We start from the raw sequence: 26237 nt of genomic DNA on the forward strand, positions 1-26237 counted from the left end.
GGCCGGGAGTGAGCGGGGGCGGGTTTCGCGGGCGCCTCGTGCGAGCCGTTGAGGGTCGCCGTCACGCTCTAGGGGCGGCCGCGTCTATCGGCGCCGTGGGCGCCGGGGCTGGCCGCCGTGCGTGACGCTCCGCGTCACGCGTCGTGGTCGGTGGTGAGGAAGGTCGCGAGCTCCTCGAGCACGGCCTGCTCGTTGTCGCCCTCGACGCTGACGGTGAGCTCGTCGCCGTGCTCGATTCCGAGCGAGATGATCCCGAGGATCGACGCGGCGTTGACCGGGGTCGCGTCGCCCTTGGCGACGAGGACCTTCTGACCCGACTTCGCCGCGGCCTGGCTGAAGAGCGAGGCGGGGCGGGCGTGGAGGCCCTTCGACGATGCAACCTGCACGGTGCGCTCGACCATGAACGTTTCTCCTTGATCCTGCAGTCGCGACTGCATCAGTGGTGCCCGGAGTCGGGCTCGCCCGGACGGACCGGGCGGGTGGAGGAGTCCCCGTCCGCGCCTGCGACGACCGCGCGAGCGGCGAAGAGGACGGGCAGGGTCTCGAGCACGGCATCGGCACCGTGCGCTCCGAAGACATCGGGCGGGAGGAGGGCGGCCGCGGCTCCCACGAGCTCCGCACGGTGGCGGAGCCCGTCGAACTGCGACTCGAGGTGCGGCCCCACGAGGAGGACGTCGGCCTCGGGGAGGGAGTGGTCGAGACCAGTGAGGGTCTCGGAGCGGAACACGGCATCCATGCCGCGCTCCTTCGCGCCCGCTCGCAGCCGGTGGGCCAGGAACGTGCTCGACGCGCCTGCACCGCAGACGATCAGGATCTTCCGCACCTCGTTCGCCTCCTCGCGTCCGGGTCGTGATTCATCCAAGCATCCTCTCGGAGGGGCGGCACCCTCCAGCAGACAATCTTCCGCGGGGGCGGAAGACGGCCCCTCCCGCCCGCGGCGCGGGGGCTCCCGGGCGCGTCGCCGGGGTGATTGACTGACGGGACGTACGACTCGCCGCCCGCGTCCTGCGGGCCCGCGGCAGGGTCGTGGCGCTCCCGGCGCCCGCCCCGACCGCACGCCTGGAGCCTGATGCCTGACAACCGCGAACGACTGCTGGAGTACCTCTCCCGCGCCGACGGCTGGGTGACGGCGCACGAGCTCGCCGACAGGCTCGGAGTCACCACCCGCAGCGTCCGCAGCTACGTCACCGCGGTGAAGGCGCAGGCCGCCCCGCTGGAGCCGGTCGAGTCCTCCGCGAACGGCTACCGGCTCGCGCGCGAGGCGTACGCGGCGTACCTGGAGGCGCAGCGCAGCCGCGACGTCGAGCCCGACACCCCGCGCGACCGGCTGTACAGCATCGTCCGCCGCCTGGTCGACTCCGACGAGGGCCTGGACGTCTTCGCCCTCGCCGACGCGCTGTCGGTGAGCGAGTCGACCGTCGACGCCGACCTGCGCCGGGTGAAGGCCCTCGCCGACGAGGCCGGCCTCGGGCTGGTCCGGCGCGGCCCGTCGGTGCGCCTCCAGGGCAGCGAGGAGGCCCGCCGCCGCCTGATCTCCCGGATGTTCCGCGACGAGAGCGCGCAGGGCGTCTTCACGCTCGACGACGTCCAGCGCGAGTTCGCCTCCTCCGGCCTCGGCGCCTTCAAGACCGAGCTGCTGGCCGAGCTCGAGACCCGCGGCTACTACATCAACGACTACGGCGTGAACAGCGTCCTCCTCCACATCGCGATCGCCGTCGACCGCGTCGCCCGGGGCATCGGGGACCCCTCCGGCTCCCGCCCCTCCCCCGCGATCCACGGCGAGCTCGCGGCCCTGCTGGCGGAGCTGGTGGAGCGGCACTTCGCGACGCGCCTGACCGACGCCGAGCTCGCCCAGCTCGCGATCCTGATGACGACGCGGGTGGCGACGCCCGGGCAGAACGAGCCGGTCGCCGCCGTGGTCGAGAACTACCTCGACCCGGAGGACCTCGCCGTCGTCCGCGAACTCGTCGCCGACGTCAACCGCGAGTACCTGGTCGACCTCGACGACGAGGGCTTCATCGTCCGCCTCGCCCTGCACGTGCGGAACCTGATCGCCCGGGCCGCCGAGGGCGGCTACTCCCGCAACCCGCTGACCCGCTCGATCAAGACCAGCTACCCGATGACCTACGAGATCGCGGTGTTCCTGGCGAGCGGGCTGCAGCGCCGGCGGGGCATCGTGGTCAACGAGGACGAGATCGCCTACATCGCCCTCCACGTCGGCTCGTTCCTCGAGCGGGTGTCGCGGCGGGAGGAGCGTCTGTCCTGCGTGATCGTCTGCCCCAACTACTACGACCTCGCGCACATGCTGCGCCTGCGCGTCGAGCGCTCGCTCGGCACCGAGGTGGAGGTGCGCTCGCTGATCACGCGGAGCGACGTCGACTGGGACCGGCTCACCGCCGACCTCGTGATCACCACGATCGACGAGCGCCCCGCGTCCGACGACGTCGTGGTCGTGCAGCCGTTCCTCACCGACCACGACGTCGAGACGGTGCGCCGGGCGATCGCCCGCGTCCGCCGGCACCGCCGCCGCGCGCAGATCAAGGACGAGCTGCTGCAGTTCTTCGACGAGGAGCTGTTCTTCCGCAACGTGCACGCGCGGGACGAGGCGGCGATGATCCGGATGCTGGGCGAGCGGATGATCGCCGGCGGCATCATCGACGAGGACTACGTCGACGGCGCCATCGAGCGCGAGCGGATGAGCTCCACGGCGTTCACCGACAACCTCGCGGTCCCCCACGCGATGGCGATGAGCGCCCGCCGCACCTCGATCGCGATCGTCGTGAACGACACGGCGATGGAGTGGGGCGAGCAGCGGGTGAACGTGATCGCGATGATCGCGTTCGCCTCGGCCGGCCGCAGCACGTTCCAGTCGGTGTTCGACCAGTTCGTCGAGGTGTTCGCCGACCGGGCGGAGGTGCAGCGCCTCATCCGGCGCTCCACGGACTTCGGCGGCTTCATCGAGGAGCTGGTGCGGGTGATCGACAGCTAGCCGCCTCCCGCACTCCGGGTGGAGCCGCAGGGCGCTGTCGTCCTCTCGCTCCCGCGCCCTGTGGGCGCCCGGCGGACCCGCGCCGGGCTCGAGAGGCCGACAGGAGCCTCCTCCGCATCGGATCGGAGGAGCTCTGCGCTGGGGCCTCTAGGCGAAGGGCGTCGGCACGATCCCGTAGGGGGCGAGGCCGGCCGCGCCGCCGTCGGCGAGCGTGGTGACCCAGATGCCGTCGTGGTGCACGGCGACGGAGTGCTCCCAGTGGGCGGCCATGCTGCTGTCCTCGGTTGCGACCGTCCACTCGTCCTCGCGGACGAAGGTCTCGGCGCTGCCCGCGGTGACCATCGGCTCGATCGCGACGACGAGTCCCGGCTTCACCTCGGGGCCGCGCTGGCGCACCCGGTAGTTGAAGACCGGCGGAGCCTCGTGCATGGTGCGCCCGATGCCGTGGCCGATGTAGTCGGTGAGGATGCCGTAGACGCGGCCCGAGTGCTCGGCCTCGTCCTCGATGTACTCCTCGATCGCCGCGCCGACCTCGTTGAGGTGACGGGCGGAGGCGAGGGCGGCGATCCCCCGCCAGAGGGATCCCTCGGTGACCCGCGAGAGCTCGGCGCGTGCCGCGACCTCCTCTGGACGGGAGGGGTCGGGCAGGACGACCGTCATCGCGGAGTCGCCGTTCCAGCCGTCGATCTCGGCGCCGCTGTCGATGGAGACCAGGTCGCCCGGCTCGAGCACGCGCCCGCCGGGGATGCCGTGGACCACCTCATCGTTGACCGAGGCGCAGATCGTGTGCCGGTAGCCCGGGACGAGCTGGAAGTTCGAGTGGCCGCCGAGCGCGACGATCGCCGACTCGGCGATCGCGTCGAGCTCGAGCGTGGTGACGCCCGGGCGGATCGCCGCGCGGACCGCGTCGAGCGAGGCGGCCGTGGCGAGGCCCGGAGCGAGCATCGCCCGCAGCTGCGCGGGTGTCTTGTAGAGCGAGGAGCGGAACGCCACGGCTCAGGCGGCCGGGGTGTCGAGGCGGCCCACGCGGTGGCCCTCGAGGGCGACGACGATCCGCTCGGTCACCTCGTCGACCGGTCCGAGGCCGTCGACCACGACCACGAGCCCGCGGGCCGCGTAGACGTCGATGAGCGGAGCGGTCTGCTCCTCGTAGAGCGCGAGTCGGCGCCGGATGACGTCCTCGGTGTCGTCGCTGCGCCCCTGCTCGAGCGAGCGCTTCAGCAGGCGGCCGACGACCTCGTCGGGGTCGGCCGTCAGCTGGACGACCGCGTCGAGCCGGTTGTCGTCCGCGGCGAGGATGCGGTCGAGCTCGTCGACCTGCTCCGTGGTGCGCGGGTAGCCGTCGAGCAGGAACCCGGTCGACGCGTCCGCCTCCTGGAGACGGTCGTGCACGATCGCGTTGGTCAGCTCGTCCGGCACGTAGCGCCCGTTGTCGAGGTAGGCCTTCGCCTGGAGACCGAGCTCGGTCTCGTTGGCGACGTTCGCGCGGAAGATGTCCCCGGTCGAGATGGCGGGCACCCGGAGGATGTCGCTCAGCCGAGCGGCCTGGGTCCCCTTGCCTGCGCCGGGAGGGCCGATCAGCAGGAGACGGAAGCCGATCGGGTGCGACGTCATCGGAGGAGTCCTTCGTAGTGGCGCTGCTGCAGCTGGGAGTCGATCTGCTTCACCGTCTCCAGGCCGACTCCGACGATGATCAGGATGGACGTGCCGCCGAAGGGGAAGTTCTGGTTCGCACCGACCAGCGCGAGAGCCACGAGGGGCACGAGCGCGATGAGGCCGAGGTAGACCGATCCGGGCAGCGTCACCCGGGTGAGCACGTAGTTGAGGTACTCGGCGGTCGGGCGGCCGGCGCGGATGCCGGGGATGAAGCCGCCGTAGCGCTTCATGTTGTCGGCGACCTCGTCCGGGTTGAAGGTGATCGCGACGTAGAAGTAGGTGAAGCCCACGATCAGGAGGAAGTACAGCGCCATGTAGAGCGGGTGATCGCCCTTGGTGAGGTAGTTCGTGATCCAGGTGACCCAGACCGGGGCCTCCTGGCCCGCGGCGGGCTGGTTGAACTGCGCGATGAGCGCGGGCAGGTACAGCAGCGACGAGGCGAAGATGACGGGCACGACGCCGGCCATGTTGACCTTGATCGGGATGTAGGTGTTGTTGCCGCCGTACGTCCGGCGGCCGACCATCCGCTTGGCGTACTGCACGGGGATCCGCCGCTGCGACTGCTCCACGAAGACCACGGCGACCACGAGCACGAGGCCCACGCCGAGGACGAGGAGGAAGGTCTCGAAGCCGCGCGACTGCGCGATCGACCACAGGGAGGTGGGGAACTGGGCGGCGATCGAGGTGAAGATCAGCAGCGACATGCCGTTGCCGATGCCGCGCTCGGTGATGAGCTCGCCCATCCACATGATGATGCCGGTGCCCGCGGTCATGGTGATGACCATGAGGAGGATGGAGTACCACTCGTCGGTGATGATGAGCGCCGAGCACTCCGGGACGCCGGAGTTGCCGAAGAGAGCGCCCGAGCGGGCGACGGTGATCAGCGTCGTCGACTGGAGGACGCCGAGCGCGATGGTGAGGTACCGCGTGTACTGGGTGAGCTTGCCCTGACCGGACTGCCCCTCCTTGTACAGCGTCTCGAAGTGAGGGATGACCACGCGCAGCAGCTGCACGATGATCGACGCCGTGATGTACGGCATGATCCCGAGCGCGAAGATCGACAGCTGGAGCAGTGCTCCACCGCTGAAGAGGTTCACGAGCTCGTAGAGACCCGAGGTGCCCTGGTTGCCGGCGAGACAGGCCTGCACGGCGCTGAAGTCGACGAACGGAGCAGGGATGAAGGATCCCAGCCGGAAGATCGCCACGATCGCGAGGGTGAAGCCGATCTTGCGGCGGAGGTCGGGGGTGCGGAAGATCCGCGCAACGGCGCCAAACACTACCTAAGGTCTCCTGCTCAATTCTGTGGTGCGGGATACAGGTCGAGCTTGCCACGCGCTCCCGGAGGGAGTCGGCGTGGCAAGCTCGACCGACAAGCTGCTGGTGCTACTTGATGGATCCGCCCGCAGCGACGATCTTCTGCTCGGCAGAGCTGGAGACCTTGTCGACCGCGACGTTCAGCTTAACCGCAATGTCGCCGTCCCCGAGGACTTTGACCTTCTCGTTCTTGCGGACAGCACCCTTGGCGACCAGGTCGCCGATGGTGACGTCGCCGCCCTGGGGGTAGAGCTCCGCGAGAGCGGACAGGTTCACGACCTGGTACTCGACCCGGAACGGGTTCTTGAAGCCGCGGAGCTTCGGGGTGCGCATGTGCAGCGGCATCTGCCCACCCTCGAAGCCGACGCGCACCTGGTAGCGGGCCTTGGTGCCCTTGGTGCCGCGACCGGCGGTCTTTCCCTTGGAGCCCTCACCGCGACCCACGCGGGTCTTGGCCTTCTTGGCTCCGGCAGCGGGGCGGAGGTGGTGGACCTTGAGCACGTGCTCCTTGGTCGCCGGCGCCGCCGCGCCCTTCGTGGTGGTCGCCTGCCCGGGAGTCGTGGACTCCGCGGCGGCGGCCTTCTTCGTCTCAGCCATTAGTCAATCTCCTCGACCTTCACCAGGTGGGCGACGGTCTTCACGTATCCGCGGTTCTGGGCGTTGTCCTCGCGGACGACGCTCTGACCGATCTTCCTGAGGCCGAGCGAGCGCAGCGTGTCGCGCTGGTACTGCTTCTCGCTGACCTTCGACTTGATCTGGGTCACCTTGAGCTGGGCCATCAGGCACCTGCCTTCGCGTTGGACGCGGCGGCGAGGGCGTCGGCCTCGGCACGGACGAGACGTGCCGGCGCGACCTGGTCGAAGTCGAGACCACGACGAGCTGCAACGGCGCGCGGCTCCTCGAGCTGCTTCAGAGCCTCGACGGTCGCGTGGACGATGTTGATGGTGTTCGACGAGCCGAGCGACTTGCTCAGGACGTCGTGGATGCCGGCGCACTCGAGGACGGCGCGGACGGGACCGCCGGCGATGACACCGGTACCCGCGGCGGCGGGGCGCAGGAGCACCACACCGGCGGCGGCCTCACCCTGGACGGGGTGCGGGATGGTCGAGGCGACGCGGGGGACGCGGAAGAAGTTCTTCTTCGCCTCCTCGACGCCCTTGGAGATGGCGGTCGGGACCTCGCGGGCCTTGCCGTAGCCGACGCCCACCAGTCCGTTGCCGTCTCCGACGACCACGAGCGCGGTGAAGCTGAAGCGACGACCGCCCTTGACGACCTTCGACACGCGGTTGATGGTCACGACGCGCTCGAGGAACTGGCTCTTCTCGGCGTCACGGCCACCGCGGTCGCGGCCACCCTGGTTGCGGTCGCGGCCGCCGCGGCGGGGCTCACGAGCCTCCTGCTGCGGCTGCGTGGACGCAGCGGTCTCGACGGGGGCCTCCGACACAGCGGCGACCTCGGGTTCCTTGTTCTCTGCGGCGCTCACAGGTTGAGCCCTGCCTCTCGTGCTCCATCGGCGATCGCGGCGACGCGACCGGCGTACTTGTTGCCTCCGCGGTCGAAGACGACCGCCTCGACACCGGCGTTCTTGGCGCGCTCGGCGACGAGCTCGCCGACCTTGCGGGCCTTGGCGGTCTTGTCGCCGTCGAACACGCGCAGGTCGGCCTCGAGGGTCGACGCCGACGCGAGGGTGCGGCCCTGAGCGTCGTCGACGACCTGCACGAAGACGTGGCGGGCCGAGCGGTTGACGACGAGGCGGGGGCGCTCGGCGGATCCGACGACCTTCTTGCGCAGACGGTCGTGACGACGACCGCGCGCAGCGGACTTGCTCTTTCCTCTGGTTCCGAGTCCCATGATCACTTACCGCTCTTTCCGGCCTTGCGGCGAACGACCTCGCCGGCGTAGCGCACGCCCTTGCCCTTGTAGGGCTCGGGCTTGCGGATCTTACGAATGTTGGCGGCCACCTCACCGACGGCCTGCTTCGAGATGCCGTGCACGGTGAGCTTGTTGTTGCCCTCGACCGTGAACGAGATGCCCGCGGGCGGGGTGACGACGACCGGGTGCGAGAAGCCGAGCGCGAACTCGATGTCCGAGCCCTTCGCCAGCACGCGGTAACCGGTTCCGACGACCTCGAGGCCCTTGGAGTAGCCCTGCGTGACACCGATGATGTCGTTCGCGATGAGCGTGCGGGTGAGTCCGTGGAGCGAGCGCGACTCGCGCTCGTCATCGGGACGCGAGACCAGCACCTGGCCGTTCTCGACGGACACCTGGATGGGGCTGGCGACCGAGACGGTCAGCTCGCCCTTGGGGCCCTTGACGGTCACAGCGGAACCGGCGACGGAGACGTCGACGCCCGCCGGGATCTCGATGGGGAGTCTTCCAATACGCGACATGAGGGGTTACCACACGTAGGCGAGGACTTCCCCACCCACGCCCTTCTTCTCGGCCTGGCGGTCGGTCAGGAGACCGCTCGAGGTGGACAGGATGGCGACGCCGAGGCCGCCGAGCACGGTGGGGATCTCGGCCGACTTCGCGTACACGCGGAGTCCGGGCTTCGAGACCCGCTTGATGCCGGCGATCGAGCGCTCGCGGTTCGGGCCGTACTTGAGGGAGATGGAGAGCGTCGTGCCGACGCGCGCCTCCTCGACCTTCCAGTCGGCGATGTAGCCCTCGGTCTTGAGGATCTCGGCGATGTTGGCCTTGAGCTTCGAGCCCGGGAGGGTGATGGAGTCGTGGTGCGCGGAGTTCGCGTTACGGATTCTGGTCAGCAGATCTGCGACCGGATCAGTCATGGTCATGGCTGATGGTGCCTTTCTCGCCTGGTTTCGGCACCCTTTACAAGAGTGACGACCTGTGGTGTGGGACGGCGCCGACGACGTCGACGCCCATGCGGCCGCGCGAACGCAGGCCAACGAGCCATGCTACATGGCCGAGGTCCTGCGGTCGAGGGCCGATCGTGCACGGGATCCGGGGATCCCGCGTGGCGCCCGCCGCCGGCTCCGGACGGACCGGTCCGGCGGCGGACGTACGACGAGGCCGGAGGGCGGTTCTCACCGTCCCCCGGCCTCGAGGCTTGCTGCTTACGCGTTGTCCGACGACTTGAACGGGAAGCCGAGCTGCTTGAGCAGCGCGCGACCCTCGTCGTCGGTCTTGGCGGTGGTCACGACGGTCACGTCGAAGCCGCGGACGCGGTCGATGCGGTCCTGGTCGATCTCGTGGAAGATCGACTGCTCCGTGATGCCGAAGGTGTAGTTGCCGTTGCCGTCGAACTGGCGGTCCGACAGCCCGCGGAAGTCGCGGATGCGGGGCAGCGCCACCGAGAGCAGGCGGTCCAGGAACTCCCAGGCGCGGTCGCCCCGGAGGGTGACGTGAGCGCCGATGGCCTGACCCTCGCGCAGCTTGAACTGCGCGATGGACTTGCGGGCCTTGGTGACCTGCGGCTTCTGACCGGTGATGGCGGTGAGGTCCTTGACCGCGCCGTCGATGATCTTGCCGTCGCGGGCGGCCTCACCGACACCGGTGTTGACGACGACCTTGACCAGGCCGGGGACCTGGTGGACGTTGCCGAAGCCGAACTGCTCCTTGAGAGCGGGGATGATGTCGGCCTGGTACTTGGCCTTGAGCCGCGGCTGAACCTTCGCAGCCACTGCGGTGGTGTCAGTCATTACAGTTCCTCACCCGACGCCTTCGCGTAGCGCACGCGAACGGTCTTGGTCACGCCGTCCTTGGTGACGGCCACGTTGCGGTGGCCGACCCGGGTCGGCTTCTTGGTCTTCGGGTCGACGAGCGCGACGTTGGAGATGTGGATCGAGGCCTCGACGGTCTCGATGCCGCCCTCCTTCGAGCCGCGCTGCGTCTGGCCGACGCGGACGTGCTTCTTGACGAAGTTCACGCCCTCGACGACGACGCGGTTGCGCTCGACCAGCACCTCGAGGACCTTGCCCTGCTTGCCGCGGTCTCCGCCGCGGGCCTGGGTAGCGCCCGAGATGACCTGGACGAGGTCACCCTTCTTGATCTTGGCCATGACTAGATAACCTCCGGTGCCAGCGAGACGATCTTCATGAACTTCTTGTCGCGGAGCTCGCGACCGACCGGTCCGAAGATGCGGGTGCCACGGGGGTCCCCGTCGTTCTTGAGGATGACGGCGGCGTTCTCGTCGAACTTGATGTACGAGCCGTCGGCGCGACGGGTCTGCTTAATGGTGCGGACGATGACGGCCTTGACCACGTCGCCCTTCTTCACGTTGCCACCGGGGATCGCGTCCTTGACGGTGGCGACGATGATGTCACCGAGGCCCGCGTAGCGGCGGCCGGAGCCTCCGAGGACGCGGATGGTGAGGAGCATCTTGGCGCCGGTGTTGTCGGCGACCTTGACTCGGGATTCTTGCTGAAGCATGTGTCTCTCCTGCTAACTCAAGTAGGCCGCGGCCTACTTGGCCTTCTCGAGGATCTCGACCAGGCGCCAGCGCTTGGTGGCGCTGAGGGGACGGGTCTCGCTGATGACGACGGAGTCGCCGATGCCGGCGGAGTTCAGCTCGTCGTGGACCTTGACCTTGGACGTACGGCGGATGACCTTGCCGTACAGCGGGTGCTTCACCCGGTCCTCGACCTCGACGACGATGGTCTTGTCCATCTTGTCGCTGGTGACGTAGCCGCGACGGGTCTTGCGGTATCCGCGAGCGCCCGCCTCCTTCACGTCGTGGGCGGCCGACTCGTGGCCGGCGCTGTCATTGACGGTTGCCATTACTTGGCCTCCTCGTTCGACTCGGTCGCCTCGACCTCGGCCTTGGCGGCCTTCTTGGTCTTCGGCTTCTTCTCCGCCTTGGCCGGGGCCTCGACGGGTGCGGGGGTGGCGCGGATGCCCAGCTCGCGCTCACGGATGACCGTGTAGATGCGGGCGATGTCGCGCTTGACGGCACGCAGGCGGCCGTTGGTGTCCAGCTGACCGGTGGCCGACTGGAAGCGGAGGTTGAACAGCTCCTCCTTGGCCTTCTTCAGCTCGGTGACGAGACGCTCGTCCTCGTAGGTGTCGAGCTCGGCGGGGGCGAGCTCCTTGGATCCGATCGCCATTACGCGTCTCCCTCCTCGCGCTTGATGATGCGTGCCTTGAGGGGCAGCTTGTGGATGGCACGGGTCATGGCCTCGCGAGCGAGCTGCTCGTCGACGCCGGCGACCTCGAAGAGGACGCGACCCGGCTTGACGTTCGCGACCCACCACTCCGGCGAGCCCTTACCGGAACCCATGCGGGTCTCGGCGGGCTTCTTGGTGAGCGGACGGTCGGGGTAGATGTTGATCCACACCTTTCCGCCGCGCTTGATGTGACGCGTCATCGCGATACGAGCGGACTCGATCTGACGGTTGGTCACGTAGGCGGGGGTGAGGGCCTGAATGCCGAACTCACCGAACGACACCTTGGTGCCACCGGTGGCCTGGCCGGACCGGCCCGGGTGGTGCTGCTTGCGGTGCTTGACTCGACGCGGAATCAACATGGTTATGCCTCAACTCCTGCTGCGACGGGCGCCTCGCTCTGCTGGCGGGGTGCACGGCGCGGACGGTCGCTGCGCTCGGGGCGCGACGACTTGCTGTTCGCCTGCTCGCGGGCGAGCTCCTTGTTGGTGATGTCGCCCTTGTAGATCCAGACCTTCACGCCGATGCGGCCGAAGGTGGTCTTCGCCTCGTAGAAGCCGTAGTCGATGTTCGCGCGGAGGGTGTGCAGCGGCACGCGTCCCTCGCGGTAGAACTCCGAGCGGCTCATCTCGGCGCCGCCGAGGCGGCCGGAGACCTGGATGCGGACGCCCTTGGCGCCGGCGCGCTGGGCGCCCTGCAGGCCCTTGCGCATCGCGCGGCGGAAGGCCACGCGGGCGGAGAGCTGCTCGGCGATGCCCTGGGCGACCAGCTGAGCCTCGGCCTCGGGGTTCTTGACCTCGAGGATGTTCAGCTGGATCTGCTTGCCCGTGAGCTTCTCGAGGTCGGCGCGGATGCGCTCGGCCTCGGCGCCGCGGCGGCCGATCACGATGCCCGGGCGGGCGGTGTGGATGTCGACGCGGACGCGGTCACGGGTGCGCTCGATCTCGATGCGGGCGACGCCCGCACGGTCGAGCTGCGTGGCGAGGAGTCGGCGGATCTTGACGTCCTCGGCGAGGTAGTCGCTGTACCGCTGGCCCTTCTTGGTGCTGTCGGAGAACCAGCGCGACACGTGGTCGGTGGTGATTCCCAGACGGAAACCGTAGGGGTTTACTTTCTGACCCATTACTTGGTCCCCTCCTCAGGAGTGGCCAGCACGACGGTGATGTGGCTGGTGCGCTTGTTGATGCGGAAGGCACGACCCTGAGCACGGGGCTGGAATCGCTTGAGGGTGGTTCCCTCATCGACGAAGGCGCGGGACACGATCAGGTCCTGGTCGTCGAGGTACTCGTTCGAGGCATCGGCCTTGACGCGAGCGTTGGCCATCGCCGAGGCGACGAGCTTGTAGACGGGCTCGGACGCACCCTGCGGCGCGAACTTCAGGATGGCCAGTGCCTCCTGAGCCTGCTTCCCGCGGATCAGGTTCACGACACGGCGAGCCTTCTGGGGGGTGACGCGGATGTGTCGCACGCGTGCGATCGACTCCACCATTTCTCTCCTCCTTCTCGTCGCCGCGTCAGCGGCGACGGCCCTTCTTGTCGTCCTTCTCGTGACCGCGGAAGGTCCGAGTGGGGGCGAACTCGCCGAGCTTGTGGCCGACCATGGTCTCGGTCACGAACACGGGGATGTGCTTGCGACCGTCGTGGACCGCGATGGTGTGACCCAGCATCGCCGGGATGATCATCGAACGGCGCGACCAGGTCTTGATGACGTTCTTGTTGCCGGCTTCGTTGGCCGTGAACACCTTGCGGAGCAGGTGGTCGTCAACGAAGGGGCCCTTCTTGAGACTGCGAGGCATCTTCTACAACTCCTACTTGCGCTTCTTACCGGCGGTGCGGCGGCGAACGATGAGCTTGTCGCTCTCCTTGTTGGGGCGACGGGTGCGTCCCTCGGACTGACCCCACGGGCTGACCGGGTGGCGTCCACCGGAGGTCTTGCCCTCTCCACCACCGTGCGGGTGGTCGACCGGGTTCATCGCGACACCGCGGACGGTCGGGCGGACGCCCTTCCAGCGCATGCGGCCGGCCTTGCCCCAGTTGATGTTCGACTGCTCGGCGTTGCCGACCTCGCCGATCGTGGCGCGGCAGCGCGCGTCGACGTTGCGGATCTCGCCCGACGGCAGGCGGAGCTGCGCGTAGGGGCCGTCCTTGGCGACGAGGCGGACCGAGGTGCCGGCCGAGCGGGCGAGCTTGGCGCCGCCTCCCGGCTTGATCTCGATGGCGTGGATGACCGTACCGGTCGGAATGTTGCGCAGCGGCAGGTTGTTGCCGGGCTTGATGTCGGCGCCGGCGCCCGACTCCACGACGTCGCCCTGCGAGAGCTTGTTCGGGGCCAGGATGTAGCGCTTGGTGCCGTCCACGAAGTGGAGCAGCGCGATGCGCGCCGTGCGGTTGGGGTCGTACTCGATGTGAGCGACCTTGGCGTTGACGCCGTCCTTGTCGTTGCGACGGAAGTCGATCAGACGGTACTGGCGCTTGTGGCCACCGCCGATGTGACGCGTCGTAATGCGGCCGGAGTTGTTGCGGCCACCGGTCTTGGACAGCGGGCGCAGGAGCGACTTCTCGGGCGTCGAGCGGGTGATCTCGGCGAAGTCGGCAACGCTGGAGCCGCGGCGACCGGGGGTCGTGGGCTTGTACTTACGAATAGCCATTGTCTGTTTCCTCTACGCTTCTTCGGCTCAGCCGACGCTCGTGAAGATGTCGATGGAGCCGGACTTCAGCGTGACGATCGCGCGCTTGGTGTCCTTGCGCTTGCCGGTGCCGAACTTCGTGCGGCGGGTCTTGCCCTGGCGGTTCAGCGTGTTGATCGACGCGACCTCGACGCCGAAGATCTTCTCGATGGCGAGCTTGATCTCGGTCTTGTTCGAACGCGGGTCGACCACGAAGGTGTACTTGCCCTCGTCGATCAGGCCGTAGGACTTCTCCGAGACCACCGGGGAGATGATGACGTCGCGGGGGTCCTTGTTGAACGCGGCGGACTGGCTCATGCGTTCACCTCTTCCTTGTTGGACTCGACGCCCGACTTGGCCGCGATGAACGCGTCGAGCGCGCCCTTCGAGAACACGATGTCGTCGGAGACGAGCACGTCGTACGCGTTGAGCTGGTCGGCCGGCAGGATGTGCACGAACGGCACGTTGCGGAGCGAGAGCTCGGCGATGTAGTCGTCGCGCTCGAGCACCACGAGGACGTTGCGCGACACCGAGAGGGCGTCGAGCAGGACGAGCACGTCCTTGGTCCGGGGGGTGTCGCCGAGGGCGAGGGACTCGACCACGTGGATGCGGGCACCGCGGGCGCGGTCCGAGAGAGCACCGAGCAGAGCCGCGGCGATCATCTTCTTGGGGGTGCGCTGCGCGTAGCTGCGGGGGGTCGGTCCGTGGACCACGCCACCACCGGTCATGTGCGGGGCGCGGATCGAGCCCTGACGAGCGCGACCGGTTCCCTTCTGCTTGAACGGCTTGCGACCGGCTCCGGAGACCTCACCGCGGTTCTTCGTCTTGTGGGTTCCCTGGCGCGCCGCGGCGAGCTGGGCCACGACGACCTGGTGGATGAGGGGGATGTTGGTCTGGACGTCGAAGAGCGCGGCGGGGAGCTCGACCGAGCCCGCCTTCTGGCCCTTGACGTCGATGATGTCGACAGAGGTAGCCATGGAACTACGCTCCCTTCACGGCGTTGCGAACGAACACGAGGCGACCGCGGGCACCGGGGACGGCGCCCTTGACGAGCAGCAGGCCCTTCTCGGCGTCGACGGAGTGCACCTTGAGGTTGAGCACGGTGACGCGCTCGCCACCCATGCGACCGGCCATGCGCATGCCCTTGAAGACACGGCTGGGGGTCGAGGAGGCGCCGATGGAGCCGGGCTTGCGGTGGTTGCGGTGCGAACCGTGCGAAGCCGAGACGCCCTTGAAGTTGTGACGCTTCATGACACCGGCGAAGCCCTTGCCCTTGCTGGTGCCGACGACGTCGACCTTGGTGCCGGCCTCGAAGACGGCGTCCACGGTCAGCTCCTGGCCGGCCGAGTAGTCGGCGGCGTCGGAGGTGCGGACCTCGGTGAGGTGGCGGCGGGGGGTGACGCCCGCGGCGTCGAAGTGACCGGCGGCGGGCTTGTTCACCTTGCGCGGGTCGATCGCACCGGCGGCGAGCTGAACGGCGGTGTAGCCGTCCTTCTCCTCCGTGCGGACCTGGGTCACGACGTTGGGGCTGATCTCGATGACGGTGACCGGCACGAGCTTGTTGTTCTCGTCCCAGACCTGGGTCATTCCGAGCTTGGTGCCGAGGAGGCCCTTGCTGGTCTTCAGCGTGGGGGAAACAGTGACAGACATGGTGGCACTCCTCCTTAGAGCTTGATCTCGATGTTGACGTCGGCCGGCAGGTCGAGGCGCATGAGCGAGTCGACGGCCTTGGGCGTCGGGTCGATGATGTCGATGAGGCGCTTGTGGGTGCGCATCTCGAAGTGCTCGCGGCTGTCCTTGTACTTGTGGGGAGAACGGATCACGCAGACCACGTTCTTCTCGGTCGGCAGCGGCACGGGGCCGACCACCGTTGCACCGGCACGGGTGACCGTGTCGACGATCTTGCGCGCCGACGTGTCGATGACCTCGTGGTCGTACGACTTCAGTCGGATGCGGATCTTCTGTCCCGCCATGTGTGATCTCTCACTCTCTTGTTATTGCGTCGTACGCGACTCCCCCGGCCGGAGCCGGATTCGTCTCGCATTGGACGCGCTCGCGAAGGAACTCCGGTGACCCGGAAAAGTGCAACCAGTGTTCTTCTGTCAAAAGCACCGCACCCCTGGGGCGCTCCGATCGCCGTGCAGAACGCACGACGCACGGAGAACCCGTTGAGATGTCGGTTGTTGTCGTTCTGCTACCCGCCGCCTCGACGTCGCACCCGCGCGGCCGCCCTCTCGGGTCGAGCCTCCGCGATGCCGTCTCGGCACTGCCTGGCAGTGTCCCCCTCCGAGCAGCACGCCGCCCGAGAGGAAATTTTGAACTAGAAGAGTCTCCCACAGATGCCCCACCCCTGCAACCCGGGCGTGTCGCGCCGGAGGGCTCCTCCGCGAGCACGTCGTGACGGCCCTGGGGAGCCGGTCGCTCCGAGCAGCAGCGCGGGTCGGAGGGCCTCCCCCGCTACTCGAAGAGCAGCGCCCGGACGGCGGTCTCGGCCGACGCGGGGCGCGACGCGTCGATGGTCTCGCCGGCGCGGAAGTGGTCCAGCAGCCGCGGGTCGACGTAGCTGGCGCGGGCGACCGTCGGCGTGTTCCCGAGCACGTCCGAGGCATCGCGCATCGCCTGGGCGATCGCCGAGTTCCGAGCGCGCTGCGTGGCCTGCGGGCCCGACTTCGCCAGGCTCAGCGCGGCCGCGACCGTGCCGTGCAGAGTGCGGAAGTCCTTCGCCGTGAAGTCGTCGCCGGCGCGCTCGCGCACGTAGTCGTTGATCTCGGGCGCCGAGATCGGCCGCCACTCCCGCCCGTCCTTCCAAGCGAGCAGGCGGGCGTTCGGCCCGCGACGCTTGAGAGCACGGACGACGCGCGAGAGGTCGTGGTCGAGGATCTCGCTCGTCCACGCCTGATGGCTCTTCCCGGGGAAGGCGAGGGCGACCCGGTCCCCGTGGGTCGTGGCGTGCGCGCACAGGAGCGTCGAGAGGCCGATGCTGCCGTGCTCCTTCGCGTACCTCTCGCTGCCGACGCGGAGCGATCCGGTGTCGAGCATCCGGAAGGCGGTGGCCAGCGCGCGCTCGCGGCCGGGTCCGTCCGAGCGGAGGGCGATGGTCACGGCCCGGCGCGCCCCGGGCAGGGCCTCCGCGAGCCGCAGCGCCCGGTCGAACTTGATCCGGTCCTTCTGCTCGCGCCAGGTCGGATGGTAGATGTACTGGCGGCGGCCGGCCGAGTCGACGCCGGTGGCCTGGATGTGCCCGTTGGGATACGGGGCGATCCAGACGTCCGTCCAGGCCGGCGGGATGCCGAGACGGTCGAAGCGCGCGCGCAGCTCCTTGTCGGCGACGGTCGCGCCCTTCGGGTCGCGGTAGCTGAAGCCGGAGCCCGCGCGCACCCGGGTGTAGCCGCGCCCGCTCGAATCGGTCCTGCGGAGTCGTTGCACGCGGGTGTCAGCCATCGATCCGACGATAGGACGGCGGATCCGAGGCCCGCACCCGCTTGACGGCGGGGAGGAGCAGTCGGACGGCAGCCGCTACTCGTTGCCGATCCGCTTGTCGGCCTGGCGCTTCAGGTCCTCGATGCGGTCGTCGTACTTGCCGTTGGTGAGGCGGCTGGCGATCTCGCCCGCCTTCTCGAGGGTCTGGTCGGAGACCTGCTCGGCCTTCTCGCTCCGCAGCGCGTCCTGGGCCTTCCGGCTGTTGAGCAGTTCGCCGGCCTGGCGTCCGAGCTTCCCGAGATCCACGATGATGCCTCCTTGTAAACGCGCACAGGGCGGCGCGTGCCTCAGTGTGGCGCTCCCGGCTGGGGGAACGATGCGGGCGCGCCGGTCAGCCGGCCAGTGCGATCACCTGCTCCGCTGCGTCTGCCAGGGCGCGGCCGTAGGAGGGACCGTGACCGGCGGCGTGGACGGCGAGCGGGTGCAGCTGGTGGAGTGGCACCCGCTCCTCGTAGCCGGCCCCCAGCGGATGCTGCTCGCGGTAGCCCTCGAGGACGGCGTCGAGGTGCGGAGCACCGAAGAGGGCCAGCATCGCCAGATCGGTCTCGCGGTGTCCCCCGTGAGCGGCGGGGTCGATCAGGACGGCGCCGTCCGCCGACCAGAGCACGTTGCCGGTCCAGAGGTCCCCGTGGATCCTGGCGGGCCCCGCACCGTCGTCGAAGGCTCCGGTCGCCACCCGGTCCAGAGCCTGCTCGGCGAGCCGCGACTCGGCTGCCGTGAGGTTGCCCGCCTCCACGGCGGGGCCGAGGAACGGCCGCACCCGCTGCTCCGCGTAGAAGCGCCCCCACGAGTCGTCCGGGCGGCACGGCATCCCGCGGCGGCCGATGTAGGCGGGGCCGGTCCATCCCGGGGGCGGCGCTCCGAACGCCGCGGCTCCGGCGTCGTGCGTCCGGGCGAGCGCCGCGCCGAAGGCCCGAGCCGACTCGGCGGAGGGTCGCGCGGAGCGGATCTCCTCCAGCTCGATGCGCCCGGGCGACACCCTCTCCACCCCGACACAGCGCGCACCGCCGTCCGCCGCGCGCAGCCAGTCCAGGCCGGCCGCCTCCCACTCGAAGAACTGCGGGAGGGCACGGGGGTCGCTCTTCACGAAGGGCATGCGGCCACGCTAGCCGGGCGTCGCCCAGAACGACGAGAGGGGCCGCCCGCCGAAGCGGACGACCCCTCTCAAGAGATCGGTAGGACGGACCTACTTGATGATCTTGGTGACCGTACCGGCACCCACGGTGCGTCCACCCTCACGGATGGCGAAGCCGAGGCCCTCCTCCATGGCGATCGGCTGGATCAGCGCGACCGTCATGTCGGTGGTGTCGCCGGGCATGACCATCTCGGTGCCCTCGGGCAGCGTGATGACGCCGGTGACGTCGGTGGTGCGGAAGTAGAACTGCGGACGGTAGTTCGCGTAGAACGGGTTGTGACGCCCACCCTCATCCTTGGACAGGATGTACGCGGTGCCCTCGAAGTCCGTGTGCGGCGTGACCGAACCCGGCTTGACGACGACCTGGCCGCGCTCGACGTCCTCGCGCTTGGTGCCGCGGAGGAGCAGACCGCAGTTCTCGCCGGCCCAGGCCTCGTCGAGCTGCTTGTGGAACATCTCGATTCCGGTGACCGTGGTCTTCTGCGTCGGGCGGATGCCGACGATCTCGACCTCGGAGTTCAGAGCGAGGGTTCCACGCTCCGCACGGCCGGTGACGACGGTTCCACGACCGGTGATCGTGAAGACGTCCTCGATCGGCATGAGGAACGGCTTGTCCTTGTCGCGCACCGGGTCCGGGATGGACTCGTCGACCGCGTCCATCAGGTCGAGGATCGACTGGGTCCAGGTGTCGTCGCCCTCGAGGGCCTTGAGGCCGGAGACGCGCACGACGGGGGCGTCGTCGCCGGGGAAGCCCTGCGACGAGAGGAGCTCGCGGACCTCGAGCTCGACGAGCTCCAGGATCTCCTCGTCGTCCACCATGTCGGCCTTGTTCAGCGCGACGAGGAGGTAGGGGACGCCGACCTGCTTGGCGAGGAGGACGTGCTCACGGGTCTGAGCCATCGGGCCGTCGGTGGCGGCGACCACGAGGATCGCGCCGTCCATCTGGGCCGCGCCGGTGATCATGTTCTTGATGTAGTCGGCGTGACCCGGGGCGTCGACGTGCGCGTAGTGGCGCTTCGGCGTCTCGTACTCGACGTGCGAGATGTTGATCGTGATGCCGCGCTGGCGCTCCTCGGGAGCGGAGTCGATCGACGCGAAGTCACGCTGGACGTTGGTCGCGGACGGGAACTTGTCCGCCAGAACCTTCGAGATCGCCGCGGTGAGCGTGGTCTTTCCGTGGTCGACGTGACCGATGGTTCCGATGTTGACGTGCGGCTTGGTCCGCTCGAACTTGGCCTTAGCCACTGTGGGTCCTCCTCAGGACTTAGGTGCAAGCATCCGCATCCGGGCGGCCGCACGGGGCGGCACGAGGACAGGAGGACTTGCGGGGGTTTTGTGTACGTATGTTACCGGCAGTGGTCGTGCGGCCGTCCCGCTGCGACAGGGGGCGCGCTGCACTCGGCAGCAAACCCGCACGACACTACCAGGCCGCCGCCGTTCCGGGGAACGGCGACGGCCCAGGGGCGGAGCTACTCGCCCTTGTTCTTCTGGACGATCTCCTCGGCCACGGCCTTGGGGACCTCGGCGTAGGTCTCGAACGTCATCGAGTAGACGGCGCGGCCCGAGGTCTTCGAGCGCAGGTCTCCGATGTAGCCGAACATCTCGGACAGCGGGACGTTGGCCCGGATGACCTTGATGCCGGTGGCGTCCTCCATCGACTGGATCATCCCGCGACGCGAGTTGATGTCGCCGATGACGTCGCCCATGTACTCCTCGGGAGTACGGACCTCGACGGCCATGAGCGGCTCGAGGAGGACCGGCTGCGCCTTGCGCGAGGCCTCCTTGAACGCGATCGAGCCGGCGATCTTGAACGCCATCTCGGAGGAGTCGACGTCGTGCGCCGCTCCGTCGACCAGGGTCGCCTTCACGCCGACCATGGGGTAGCCGGCGAGCACGCCGACCTGCATGGCGTCGCGGATGCCCGCGTCGACGGAGGGGATGTACTCGCGCGGGACGCGGCCACCGGTGACGCCGTTGACGAACTCGTAGGTCTTGTCGGCCTCGACCTCCATCGGCTCGATGGTGATCTGGACCTTCGCGAACTGGCCGGAGCCACCCGTCTGCTTCTTGTGGGTGTAGTCGTACTTCTCGACCGTGCGGCGGATCGTCTCGCGGTACGCGACCTGGGGCTTGCCCACGTTGGCCTCGACGTTGAACTCGCGCTTCATGCGGTCGACCAGGATGTCGAGGTGCAGCTCGCCCATTCCCTTGATGACCGTCTGACCGGTCTCCTGGTTCTGCTCGGTGCGGAAGGTGGGGTCCTCCTCCGCGAGCTTCTGGATCGCGGTGCCGAGCTTCTCCTGGTCCGCCTTCGTCTTGGGCTCGATGGCGACCTCGATGACGGGCTCCGGGAAGGTCATCGACTCGAGCACGACCTGCGCGGCCGGGTCGCTCAGGGTGTCACCGGTGGTGGTGTCCTTGAGGCCGATGACGGCGTAGATGTGGCCGGCGGTGACCGAGTCGACCGGGTTCTCCTTGTTGGAGTGCATCTGGAAGATCTTGCCGATGCGCTCCTTCTTGCCCTTGGTCGAGTTGATGACCTGGGCGCCGGAGTCGAGCTTGCCCGAGTAGACGCGGACGTAGGTCAGGCGGCCGAAGAACGGGTGCACGGCGACCTTGAACGCGAGCGCCGAGAAGGGCTCGGTCGAGTCCGCGTGGCGCATGATGACCTTCTCCTCGTCGCGGACGTCGTGCGCCTCGATGGCGGGGACGTCGAGCGGGGAGGGGAGGTAGTCCACGACAGCGTCGAGCATCGGCTGGACGCCGCGGTTCTTGAACGCGGAGCCGCAGAGCACCGGGTAGATCTCGGAGTTGACGGTCATCTTGCGGATGGCGCCCTTGATCTCCGCGACGGTGAGCTCCTCGCCGCCGAAGTACTTCTCGAGCAGCTCGTCGGAGGTCTCCGCGACGGTCTCGAGGAGCTTCTCGCGGTACTCCGCCGCCTTGTCGGCGAGGTCGGCCGGGATCTCCTCGATCTCGTACTTCGCGCCGAGCGCGACGTCGCCCTTCGAGTCGCCGCGCCACGTGAGCGCGCGCATCTCGACCAGGTCGACGACGCCCTCGAAGGAGGACTCCGCGCCGATGGGCAGCTGGATGACCAGCGGCTTCGCGCCGAGGCGCTTGATGATCGTGTCGACCGTGTAGTAGAAGTCGGCGCCGAGCTTGTCCATCTTGTTGACGAAGCAGATGCGCGGGACGTCGTACTTGTCGGCCTGACGCCAGACGGTCTCGGACTGGGGCTCGACGCCCTCCTTGCCGTCGAAGACGGCGACGGCGCCGTCGAGGACGCGGAGCGAGCGCTCGACCTCGACCGTGAAGTCGACGTGACCGGGGGTGTCGATGATGTTGATCTGGTTCTTGTTCCAGAAGCAGGTCGTCGCGGCGGACGTGATCGTGATGCCGCGCTCCTGCTCCTGCGCCATCCAGTCCATCGTCGCGGCGCCGTCGTGGACCTCGCCGATCTTGTGCGTGATACCCGTGTAGAACAGGATGCGCTCGGTGGTGGTGGTCTTGCCGGCATCGATGTGGGCCATGATGCCGATGTTGCGGACCTTGTTCAGGTCGGTGAGCACATCTTGTGCCACGGAGTTCCTCCGATAGGTGATGGAGCCAGCGCACCGGGTTCATGGCCGAATGGCTGGGATTCTGGTGGTGGCGGTCGCCCGGTCGCGGGGATCGGGCGATCCGCCGCCGGGACCGGGCCCGCAGCGGTGACGCCGCGGGCCCGGTGGTCGCGGTCGCCCGGAGGCGGCCGCGGGGTGCGCTACCAGCGGTAGTGCGCGAAGGCCTTGTTCGACTCGGCCATCTTGTGGGTGTCCTCGCGACGCTTGACAGCGGCGCCCAGACCGTTCGACGCGTCGAGGATCTCGTTCATGAGACGCTCGGTCATCGTCTTCTCGCGACGGGCCTTCGCGTAGCTGGTGAGCCAGCGGAGCGCGAGGGTGTTGGCGCGGTGGGGCTTGACCTCGACCGGGACCTGGTAGGTCGAGCCGCCGACGCGGCGGCTGCGGACCTCGAGAGTCGGGCGGACGTTGTCGAGCGCCTTCTTGAGGGTGACGACCGCGTCCTGGCCGTTCTTGCCGGCGACGCCCTCGAGGGCACCGTAGACGATGCGCTCGGCGAGGCCCTTCTTGCCGTCCAGGAGGATCTTGTTGACGAGCTGGCTGACGATGGGGGCGCCGTAGACGGGGTCTGCGACGACGGGGCGCTTGGGAGCGGGGCCCTTACGAGGCATTACTTCTTCTCCATCTTCGCGCCGTACCGGCTGCGAGCCTGCTTGCGGTTCTTGACGGCCTGGGTGTCCAGGGCGCCGCGAACGATCTTGTAGCGGACACCGGGGAGGTCCTTGACGCGACCGCCGCGCACGAGCACCATCGAGTGCTCCTGCAGGTTGTGGCCCTCGCCGGGGATGTAGGCGGTGACCTCGGTGCCGTTGGAGAGCTTCACGCGGGCCACCTTGCGGAGGGCCGAGTTCGGCTTCTTGGGCGTGGTCGTGTAGACGCGCGTGCAGACGCCGCGCTGCTGGGGGTTGGCCTTCAGGGCGGGCGCCTTGGTCTTGGTGACCTTCGGCGTGCGTCCCTTGCGGACCAACTGCTGAATCGTTGGCACTGGTTTTGCTCCTTGAATGCTGCACGGTGACAGCGGATCGATGGTCGACATTCGGCCCTCCCGTCTCCGGGAACGGCCGAGTTCATCTGGACCCGACGCACCCCGCGGCCCCGCGAGCGGGACCGGGAGGGTGAGGGGTATGCCGTGGGGGCCGCCCGATCGGACGAACCCGCGGATCCTCGCGGACCCGGTGGAGCGAAGTGCGGCGACCGCATCGACCCGGAGGCACGACACGAGCGCACGGCAAAGCGCACACCCGAAGAATATTACGGGGAGTGACGGGGCCGGTCAACCGAGCGGCGTTCGCCCTGGGAGATGCCGCAGGGCCGCGACGAGCCGCGCCGGGAGTCCGCCGTCACTCCCGCTCGTCGCCCTCCCAGCCCCAGTGAGGGCTGCGGCCGCCGGCGTCGCGACGGGCCAGGAGCAGGAGGAAGACGAGCTGGACGGCCGCCGCGAGCACGCCGGTCGCGATCGCGAAGACAGTGGGCGCGTGGTCGAGGATCCAGCCGAGGATCTCCCCCGGCTCCTGACGGCCGAGCCCGTAGAGCGCTCCGCCGGTGAGGAGGAAGAGCAGGTAGACGACGACCCCGGTCAGCAGCGACGGGCCGAGGACGCGGTGGACGGCGGGACGGGCGGCGAGGGTCACCATCGCGACCAGCACGGCGACGACGCAGACCGCCACCGACACCGGCCCCAGCAGCGGACCGGCGTCGCGCTCGGGCACGACGTCCTGGTCCAGCAGGAGGCTGAGGACCCCGAACGCGCAGACGACCAGGGCGAGGTAGAGGAACGCGGCGAAGCCGGCCAGCGCGAGGCCGTAGCCCAGACCGGCTCCGCGGCCCTGCCCCTGCCCCTCCGGAGTCACGACTGCGCGGCCGCTTCGCGCTCGGCGTTGCGGCGCTTGACGCCCCGGGCACGGCCCGCGATCGCGGCGCCGCCCCAGACGCTCGCCTCCCGGCCGAGGACGCCGGCAGCGAGGACCGCCGCGAGGACGGCGGGATCGCGGACGTAGTCGAGCGCGAGGGAGCGGTCGATCGGCAGGGCGAGCGGTCCGACGGCGCTCCAGCCGCCGACCAGCGCGGCCGCGGCCGTGAGGAGGGCGACGAGGAAGCCGCCGAGGACGTAGGCCCACCAGCCCGCGCGGTTCACGACCAGCACGATCAGCGCCAGGCCGACCAGGAACGCGGCCACCGGGGCGAGGAAGAGCGCGGTCGGTGCCGCGTCCAGCGCGAGGGCGACCGGGTCGCCGCCGACGCGGTCGACGAGGAGGCGGATCGCCGTCAGGGCGACGAGGTACAGGACGGCGAAGACCGCGGTCGTCAGGAGGGCGAGCGCGAGGCCCGCGAGACGGTTGCCGGAGCGCCGGACCGGCTCGGGCTCGGCCTCGACCGGCCCGAGGGCGCTAGGGGACGCCGCGACGGCCGGGGCGACGGGCTCGACGGTCGGCTGCCGGCCCGTCACGGGTTCGGGCCAGACGTACTCCCGGGTCGGCTGGGGTCCGGTTCCGCCGGACGTCTCGGTCGCGGAGGGGATCCGCGTGGTCTCGGCGTCGCTGCTCCAGGTCACCCGGACAGCATAGGCACGCCTTCCGCCGCGCCCGGTGCGCCGCGCGGCTCCCCGTCGACGGGGGACAGCGCCGACCGTCTACTCGAGCGGGTGGAGGAGGCGGTGCAGGAACTGCCGGGTGCGCGGCTCCCGCGGCTCCCGGAGGATCTGCGCAGGGGCGCCCCGCTCGACGACCACGCCGTCGGCCATGAAGACGACCTCCGAGGCCACCTGCCGGGCGAACTCGAGCTCGTGCGTCACGACGAGCATGGTCCAGCCCTCCCCCGCCAGCTCCCGCATCAGCGAGAGCACGTCGCCGACCAGCTCCGGGTCCAGCGCCGAGGTGGGCTCGTCGAAGAGGAGCAGATCGGGCCGCAGCGCGAGCGCCCGGACGATGCCCACGCGCTGCTGCTGACCGCCGGAGAGCTCGAAGGGGAAGGCGCTCCCCCGGCCGCCGAGGCCGACGCGCTCGAGCAGGCGCTCCGCCTCCGGGACCACCTCGGACGCGGGACGGCGCTGCACTCGCAGCGGCCCCTCCGTCACGTTCTGGAGGACGGTCAGGTGCGGGAAGAGGTTGAAGTGCTGGAAGACCATCGCGGAGTGGTCGCGCAGCCCGGTCAGCGCCTTCCGTCCGACGCCGCGGTCGAAGTCGAGGACGCTGCCGTCGGCGAGCTCGACCACCCCGCCGTCCGGCACCTCGAGGCTGTTCAGCGAGCGCAGGACGGTGGTCTTGCCCGAGCCGGACGGCCCGATCAGGGCGACGACCTCGCCACGATGGACCTCCAGGTCGATGCCGCGCAGCACCTCCACTCCGCCGAACGACTTGCGGAGGCCGCGGGCCGTGAGCACGGGCCTGGCGTCGGTCGGAGTGTCAGCGGGCGACATAGCGGTCCAATCGCTTCTCGAGCAGGCCCTGGCCGCTGGAGAGCACCAGGCAGATGAGCCAGTAGATCAGAGCGGCCTCGAGGTAGAGGAGCATGAACTCGCTCGACGCGGTGGCGATCTTCTGCGCCTGCCGGAAGAGCTCGGTCACCAGGATGAGGGAGGCCAGCGAGGTGTCCTTCACCAGCGAGATGAAGGTGTTCGACAGCGGCGGGACGGAGACGCGCGCGGCCTGCGGGAGGATGATGCGCCGCAGCGAGAGCGAGCGGCTCATGCCGATCGTGTGCGCCGCCTCCCACTGCCCCTTCGGGACGCTGAGGATCGCCGCGCGGATCACCTCCGCCGCGTAGCCGCCCACGTTGAGGGCGAACGCGATGGTGGCGCTGGGCCAGGGGTCGATCTTCAGTCCGAGGCTCGGCAGCCCGTAGAAGATCACGAACAGCTGCACCAGGAGCGGCGTGCCCCGGATGACGGAGATGTAGGCACGCGCGATCCAGGAGAGGATCCGCACCCGGGAGAGCCGCATCAGGGCGACCGCCAGCGCGAGCACGAGCCCGATGGCGAAGCTCGCCAGCGCGAGCGGGATCGTCCCGACGATGCCCCCGGAGAGGATCGGCCAGAACGACCGGAGGACGAGATCCATTGTGTTCTCCCGCCTTCGCGGGAGGATCCGCGGTCGGCTCGATCGGGTGGTGGCGTCGGGGGCGGATCGTGTCCGCCTCCTGGGGAATGCTGGCACGCTTCGCGCCGGGGCGGGCGCCCTTGCGGGCGGACCCGCGGCCTGAGCCGCTCCGCCGCTCCCCGCGTCGGGGCGGCTCACGCACGAGACGGCCCCTCCCG

37 protein-coding genes are annotated in these 26237 nt (G+C 69.2%); 1 reads left to right on the top strand and 36 read right to left on the bottom strand.

The annotated features are described in order from the left end of the window. Positions 1–134: 134 nt before the first annotated feature. Positions 135–401, bottom strand: a complete 267-nt coding sequence (locus C5C59_RS13215) for an HPr family phosphocarrier protein (protein WP_104224553.1) — start codon at positions 399–401, stop codon at positions 135–137. Between the two features lie 35 nt (positions 402–436). Further along, positions 437–862: a PTS sugar transporter subunit IIB gene (locus tag C5C59_RS13220; RefSeq protein WP_181065531.1), complete on the bottom strand. Its 426-nt coding sequence runs from the start codon at positions 860–862 to the stop codon at positions 437–439. Between the two features lie 207 nt (positions 863–1069). On the opposite strand from C5C59_RS13220, the gene C5C59_RS13225 reads away from it, so the two are divergent. Further along, positions 1070–2989 (top strand): BglG family transcription antiterminator, encoded by a 1920-nt coding sequence (locus C5C59_RS13225; RefSeq protein WP_104238066.1) that lies wholly within the window; start codon positions 1070–1072, stop codon positions 2987–2989. Between the two features lie 147 nt (positions 2990–3136). On the opposite strand, the gene map is transcribed toward C5C59_RS13225, so the two are convergent. The 34 genes from map to C5C59_RS13395 form a co-directional block, all read right to left on the bottom strand. After that, positions 3137–3982, bottom strand: coding sequence for a type I methionyl aminopeptidase (gene map / locus C5C59_RS13230; RefSeq protein WP_104238067.1), 846 nt, complete (start codon positions 3980–3982; stop codon positions 3137–3139). A gap of 3 nt (positions 3983–3985) precedes the next feature. Further along, positions 3986–4603 (bottom strand): adenylate kinase, encoded by a 618-nt coding sequence (locus tag C5C59_RS13235; protein WP_181028829.1) that lies wholly within the window; start codon positions 4601–4603, stop codon positions 3986–3988. Continuing rightward, positions 4600–5922, bottom strand: coding sequence for a preprotein translocase subunit SecY (secY, locus tag C5C59_RS13240; RefSeq protein WP_104224557.1), 1323 nt, complete (start codon positions 5920–5922; stop codon positions 4600–4602). Before secY ends, C5C59_RS13235 begins: the two co-directional genes overlap by 4 nt. Before the next feature lie 106 nt (positions 5923–6028). After that, positions 6029–6556 (bottom strand): 50S ribosomal protein L15, encoded by a 528-nt coding sequence (gene rplO / locus C5C59_RS13245; protein ID WP_104238068.1) that lies wholly within the window; start codon positions 6554–6556, stop codon positions 6029–6031. After that, on the bottom strand, positions 6556–6738 hold the full coding sequence (gene rpmD, locus C5C59_RS13250; protein WP_181024623.1) for a 50S ribosomal protein L30: 183 nt from the start codon (positions 6736–6738) through the stop codon (positions 6556–6558). Before rpmD ends, rplO begins: the two co-directional genes overlap by 1 nt. Then, positions 6738–7442: a 30S ribosomal protein S5 gene (gene rpsE, locus C5C59_RS13255; RefSeq protein ID WP_104224559.1), complete on the bottom strand. Its 705-nt coding sequence runs from the start codon at positions 7440–7442 to the stop codon at positions 6738–6740. The genes rpmD and rpsE overlap by 1 nt, the downstream gene beginning before the upstream one ends. Continuing rightward, on the bottom strand, positions 7439–7810 hold the full coding sequence (gene rplR, locus C5C59_RS13260) for a 50S ribosomal protein L18 (RefSeq protein WP_056037296.1): 372 nt from the start codon (positions 7808–7810) through the stop codon (positions 7439–7441). The genes rpsE and rplR overlap by 4 nt, the downstream gene beginning before the upstream one ends. Positions 7811–7812: 2 nt before the next feature. Continuing rightward, positions 7813–8349 (bottom strand): 50S ribosomal protein L6, encoded by a 537-nt coding sequence (rplF, locus tag C5C59_RS13265; RefSeq protein ID WP_104224560.1) that lies wholly within the window; start codon positions 8347–8349, stop codon positions 7813–7815. 6 nt (positions 8350–8355) lie between these two features. After that, positions 8356–8754 (bottom strand): 30S ribosomal protein S8, encoded by a 399-nt coding sequence (gene rpsH / locus C5C59_RS13270; RefSeq protein WP_068209423.1) that lies wholly within the window; start codon positions 8752–8754, stop codon positions 8356–8358. 282 nt (positions 8755–9036) lie between these two features. After that, positions 9037–9621 (bottom strand): 50S ribosomal protein L5, encoded by a 585-nt coding sequence (gene rplE, locus C5C59_RS13275; protein WP_068209425.1) that lies wholly within the window; start codon positions 9619–9621, stop codon positions 9037–9039. After that, positions 9621–9980, bottom strand: coding sequence for a 50S ribosomal protein L24 (gene rplX, locus C5C59_RS13280; RefSeq protein ID WP_104224561.1), 360 nt, complete (start codon positions 9978–9980; stop codon positions 9621–9623). Before rplX ends, rplE begins: the two co-directional genes overlap by 1 nt. Positions 9981–9982: 2 nt before the next feature. After that, on the bottom strand, positions 9983–10351 hold the full coding sequence (gene rplN / locus C5C59_RS13285; RefSeq protein ID WP_104224562.1) for a 50S ribosomal protein L14: 369 nt from the start codon (positions 10349–10351) through the stop codon (positions 9983–9985). A gap of 33 nt (positions 10352–10384) precedes the next feature. Continuing rightward, positions 10385–10699, bottom strand: a complete 315-nt coding sequence (rpsQ, locus tag C5C59_RS13290) for a 30S ribosomal protein S17 (RefSeq protein ID WP_104224563.1) — start codon at positions 10697–10699, stop codon at positions 10385–10387. Continuing rightward, complete coding sequence (rpmC, locus tag C5C59_RS13295; protein ID WP_104224564.1) at positions 10699–11025, bottom strand: 50S ribosomal protein L29; 327 nt, start codon at positions 11023–11025, stop codon at positions 10699–10701. The genes rpsQ and rpmC overlap by 1 nt, the downstream gene beginning before the upstream one ends. Further along, positions 11025–11444 carry a 50S ribosomal protein L16 gene (gene rplP, locus C5C59_RS13300; RefSeq protein ID WP_068209436.1) on the bottom strand — a complete coding sequence of 140 codons (420 nt, stop codon included), beginning with the start codon at positions 11442–11444 and terminating at the stop codon, positions 11025–11027. Before rplP ends, rpmC begins: the two co-directional genes overlap by 1 nt. Positions 11445–11446: 2 nt before the next feature. Continuing rightward, entirely contained in the window at positions 11447–12205 is a 759-nt protein-coding gene (gene rpsC / locus C5C59_RS13305; RefSeq protein WP_068209439.1) for a 30S ribosomal protein S3, read from the bottom strand. Beyond that, the gene (gene rplV / locus C5C59_RS13310) at positions 12205–12570 is read right to left on the bottom strand and encodes a 50S ribosomal protein L22 (RefSeq protein ID WP_077221988.1); all 366 of its coding nucleotides are present in this window, start codon (positions 12568–12570) and stop codon (positions 12205–12207) included. Before rplV ends, rpsC begins: the two co-directional genes overlap by 1 nt. A gap of 25 nt (positions 12571–12595) precedes the next feature. Beyond that, complete coding sequence (gene rpsS / locus C5C59_RS13315) at positions 12596–12877, bottom strand: 30S ribosomal protein S19 (protein ID WP_055787078.1); 282 nt, start codon at positions 12875–12877, stop codon at positions 12596–12598. A gap of 12 nt (positions 12878–12889) precedes the next feature. Beyond that, positions 12890–13729 carry a 50S ribosomal protein L2 gene (rplB, locus tag C5C59_RS13320; RefSeq protein ID WP_068251462.1) on the bottom strand — a complete coding sequence of 280 codons (840 nt, stop codon included), beginning with the start codon at positions 13727–13729 and terminating at the stop codon, positions 12890–12892. A gap of 27 nt (positions 13730–13756) precedes the next feature. Beyond that, positions 13757–14065, bottom strand: coding sequence for a 50S ribosomal protein L23 (gene rplW, locus C5C59_RS13325; RefSeq protein ID WP_068209445.1), 309 nt, complete (start codon positions 14063–14065; stop codon positions 13757–13759). Beyond that, entirely contained in the window at positions 14062–14724 is a 663-nt protein-coding gene (gene rplD, locus C5C59_RS13330) for a 50S ribosomal protein L4 (protein WP_104224565.1), read from the bottom strand. The genes rplW and rplD overlap by 4 nt, the downstream gene beginning before the upstream one ends. 4 nt (positions 14725–14728) lie before the next feature. Next, on the bottom strand, positions 14729–15397 hold the full coding sequence (gene rplC, locus C5C59_RS13335; protein ID WP_104224566.1) for a 50S ribosomal protein L3: 669 nt from the start codon (positions 15395–15397) through the stop codon (positions 14729–14731). Between the two features lie 14 nt (positions 15398–15411). Next, a complete protein-coding gene (gene rpsJ, locus C5C59_RS13340; RefSeq protein WP_005050520.1) occupies positions 15412–15720 on the bottom strand; it encodes a 30S ribosomal protein S10 in 309 nt (102 codons plus the stop codon). A gap of 484 nt (positions 15721–16204) precedes the next feature. After that, positions 16205–17188: a DNA topoisomerase IB gene (locus tag C5C59_RS13345; protein WP_104238069.1), complete on the bottom strand. Its 984-nt coding sequence runs from the start codon at positions 17186–17188 to the stop codon at positions 16205–16207. Positions 17189–17263: 75 nt separating this feature from the next. Continuing rightward, a complete protein-coding gene (locus C5C59_RS13350; protein ID WP_159939075.1) occupies positions 17264–17473 on the bottom strand; it encodes an antitoxin in 210 nt (69 codons plus the stop codon). A gap of 85 nt (positions 17474–17558) precedes the next feature. Next, entirely contained in the window at positions 17559–18323 is a 765-nt protein-coding gene (locus C5C59_RS13355) for a fructosamine kinase family protein (RefSeq protein ID WP_104238071.1), read from the bottom strand. Between the two features lie 90 nt (positions 18324–18413). Continuing rightward, complete coding sequence (gene tuf, locus C5C59_RS13360) at positions 18414–19607, bottom strand: elongation factor Tu (protein WP_104224570.1); 1194 nt, start codon at positions 19605–19607, stop codon at positions 18414–18416. A gap of 224 nt (positions 19608–19831) precedes the next feature. Continuing rightward, positions 19832–21946, bottom strand: coding sequence for an elongation factor G (gene fusA, locus C5C59_RS13365; RefSeq protein ID WP_104224571.1), 2115 nt, complete (start codon positions 21944–21946; stop codon positions 19832–19834). A gap of 179 nt (positions 21947–22125) precedes the next feature. Next, positions 22126–22596 carry a 30S ribosomal protein S7 gene (gene rpsG / locus C5C59_RS13370; RefSeq protein ID WP_068251443.1) on the bottom strand — a complete coding sequence of 157 codons (471 nt, stop codon included), beginning with the start codon at positions 22594–22596 and terminating at the stop codon, positions 22126–22128. Continuing rightward, positions 22596–22970, bottom strand: a complete 375-nt coding sequence (gene rpsL, locus C5C59_RS13375) for a 30S ribosomal protein S12 (protein ID WP_011186743.1) — start codon at positions 22968–22970, stop codon at positions 22596–22598. The genes rpsG and rpsL overlap by 1 nt, the downstream gene beginning before the upstream one ends. Positions 22971–23325: 355 nt before the next feature. Beyond that, entirely contained in the window at positions 23326–23835 is a 510-nt protein-coding gene (locus tag C5C59_RS13380) for a DUF6121 family protein (RefSeq protein WP_104233922.1), read from the bottom strand. Continuing rightward, the gene (locus C5C59_RS13385) at positions 23832–24536 is read right to left on the bottom strand and encodes a hypothetical protein (RefSeq protein WP_104238072.1); all 705 of its coding nucleotides are present in this window, start codon (positions 24534–24536) and stop codon (positions 23832–23834) included. Before C5C59_RS13385 ends, C5C59_RS13380 begins: the two co-directional genes overlap by 4 nt. A 78-nt stretch (positions 24537–24614) precedes the next feature. Next, positions 24615–25400 (bottom strand): amino acid ABC transporter ATP-binding protein, encoded by a 786-nt coding sequence (locus tag C5C59_RS13390; protein WP_104238073.1) that lies wholly within the window; start codon positions 25398–25400, stop codon positions 24615–24617. After that, the gene (locus C5C59_RS13395; RefSeq protein WP_104224574.1) at positions 25387–26040 is read right to left on the bottom strand and encodes an amino acid ABC transporter permease; all 654 of its coding nucleotides are present in this window, start codon (positions 26038–26040) and stop codon (positions 25387–25389) included. Before C5C59_RS13395 ends, C5C59_RS13390 begins: the two co-directional genes overlap by 14 nt. Positions 26041–26237: the final 197 nt, after the last annotated feature.

This window comes from Rathayibacter sp. AY1F4, assembly GCF_002931775.1.
Classification (GTDB): domain Bacteria; phylum Actinomycetota; class Actinomycetes; order Actinomycetales; family Microbacteriaceae; genus Rathayibacter.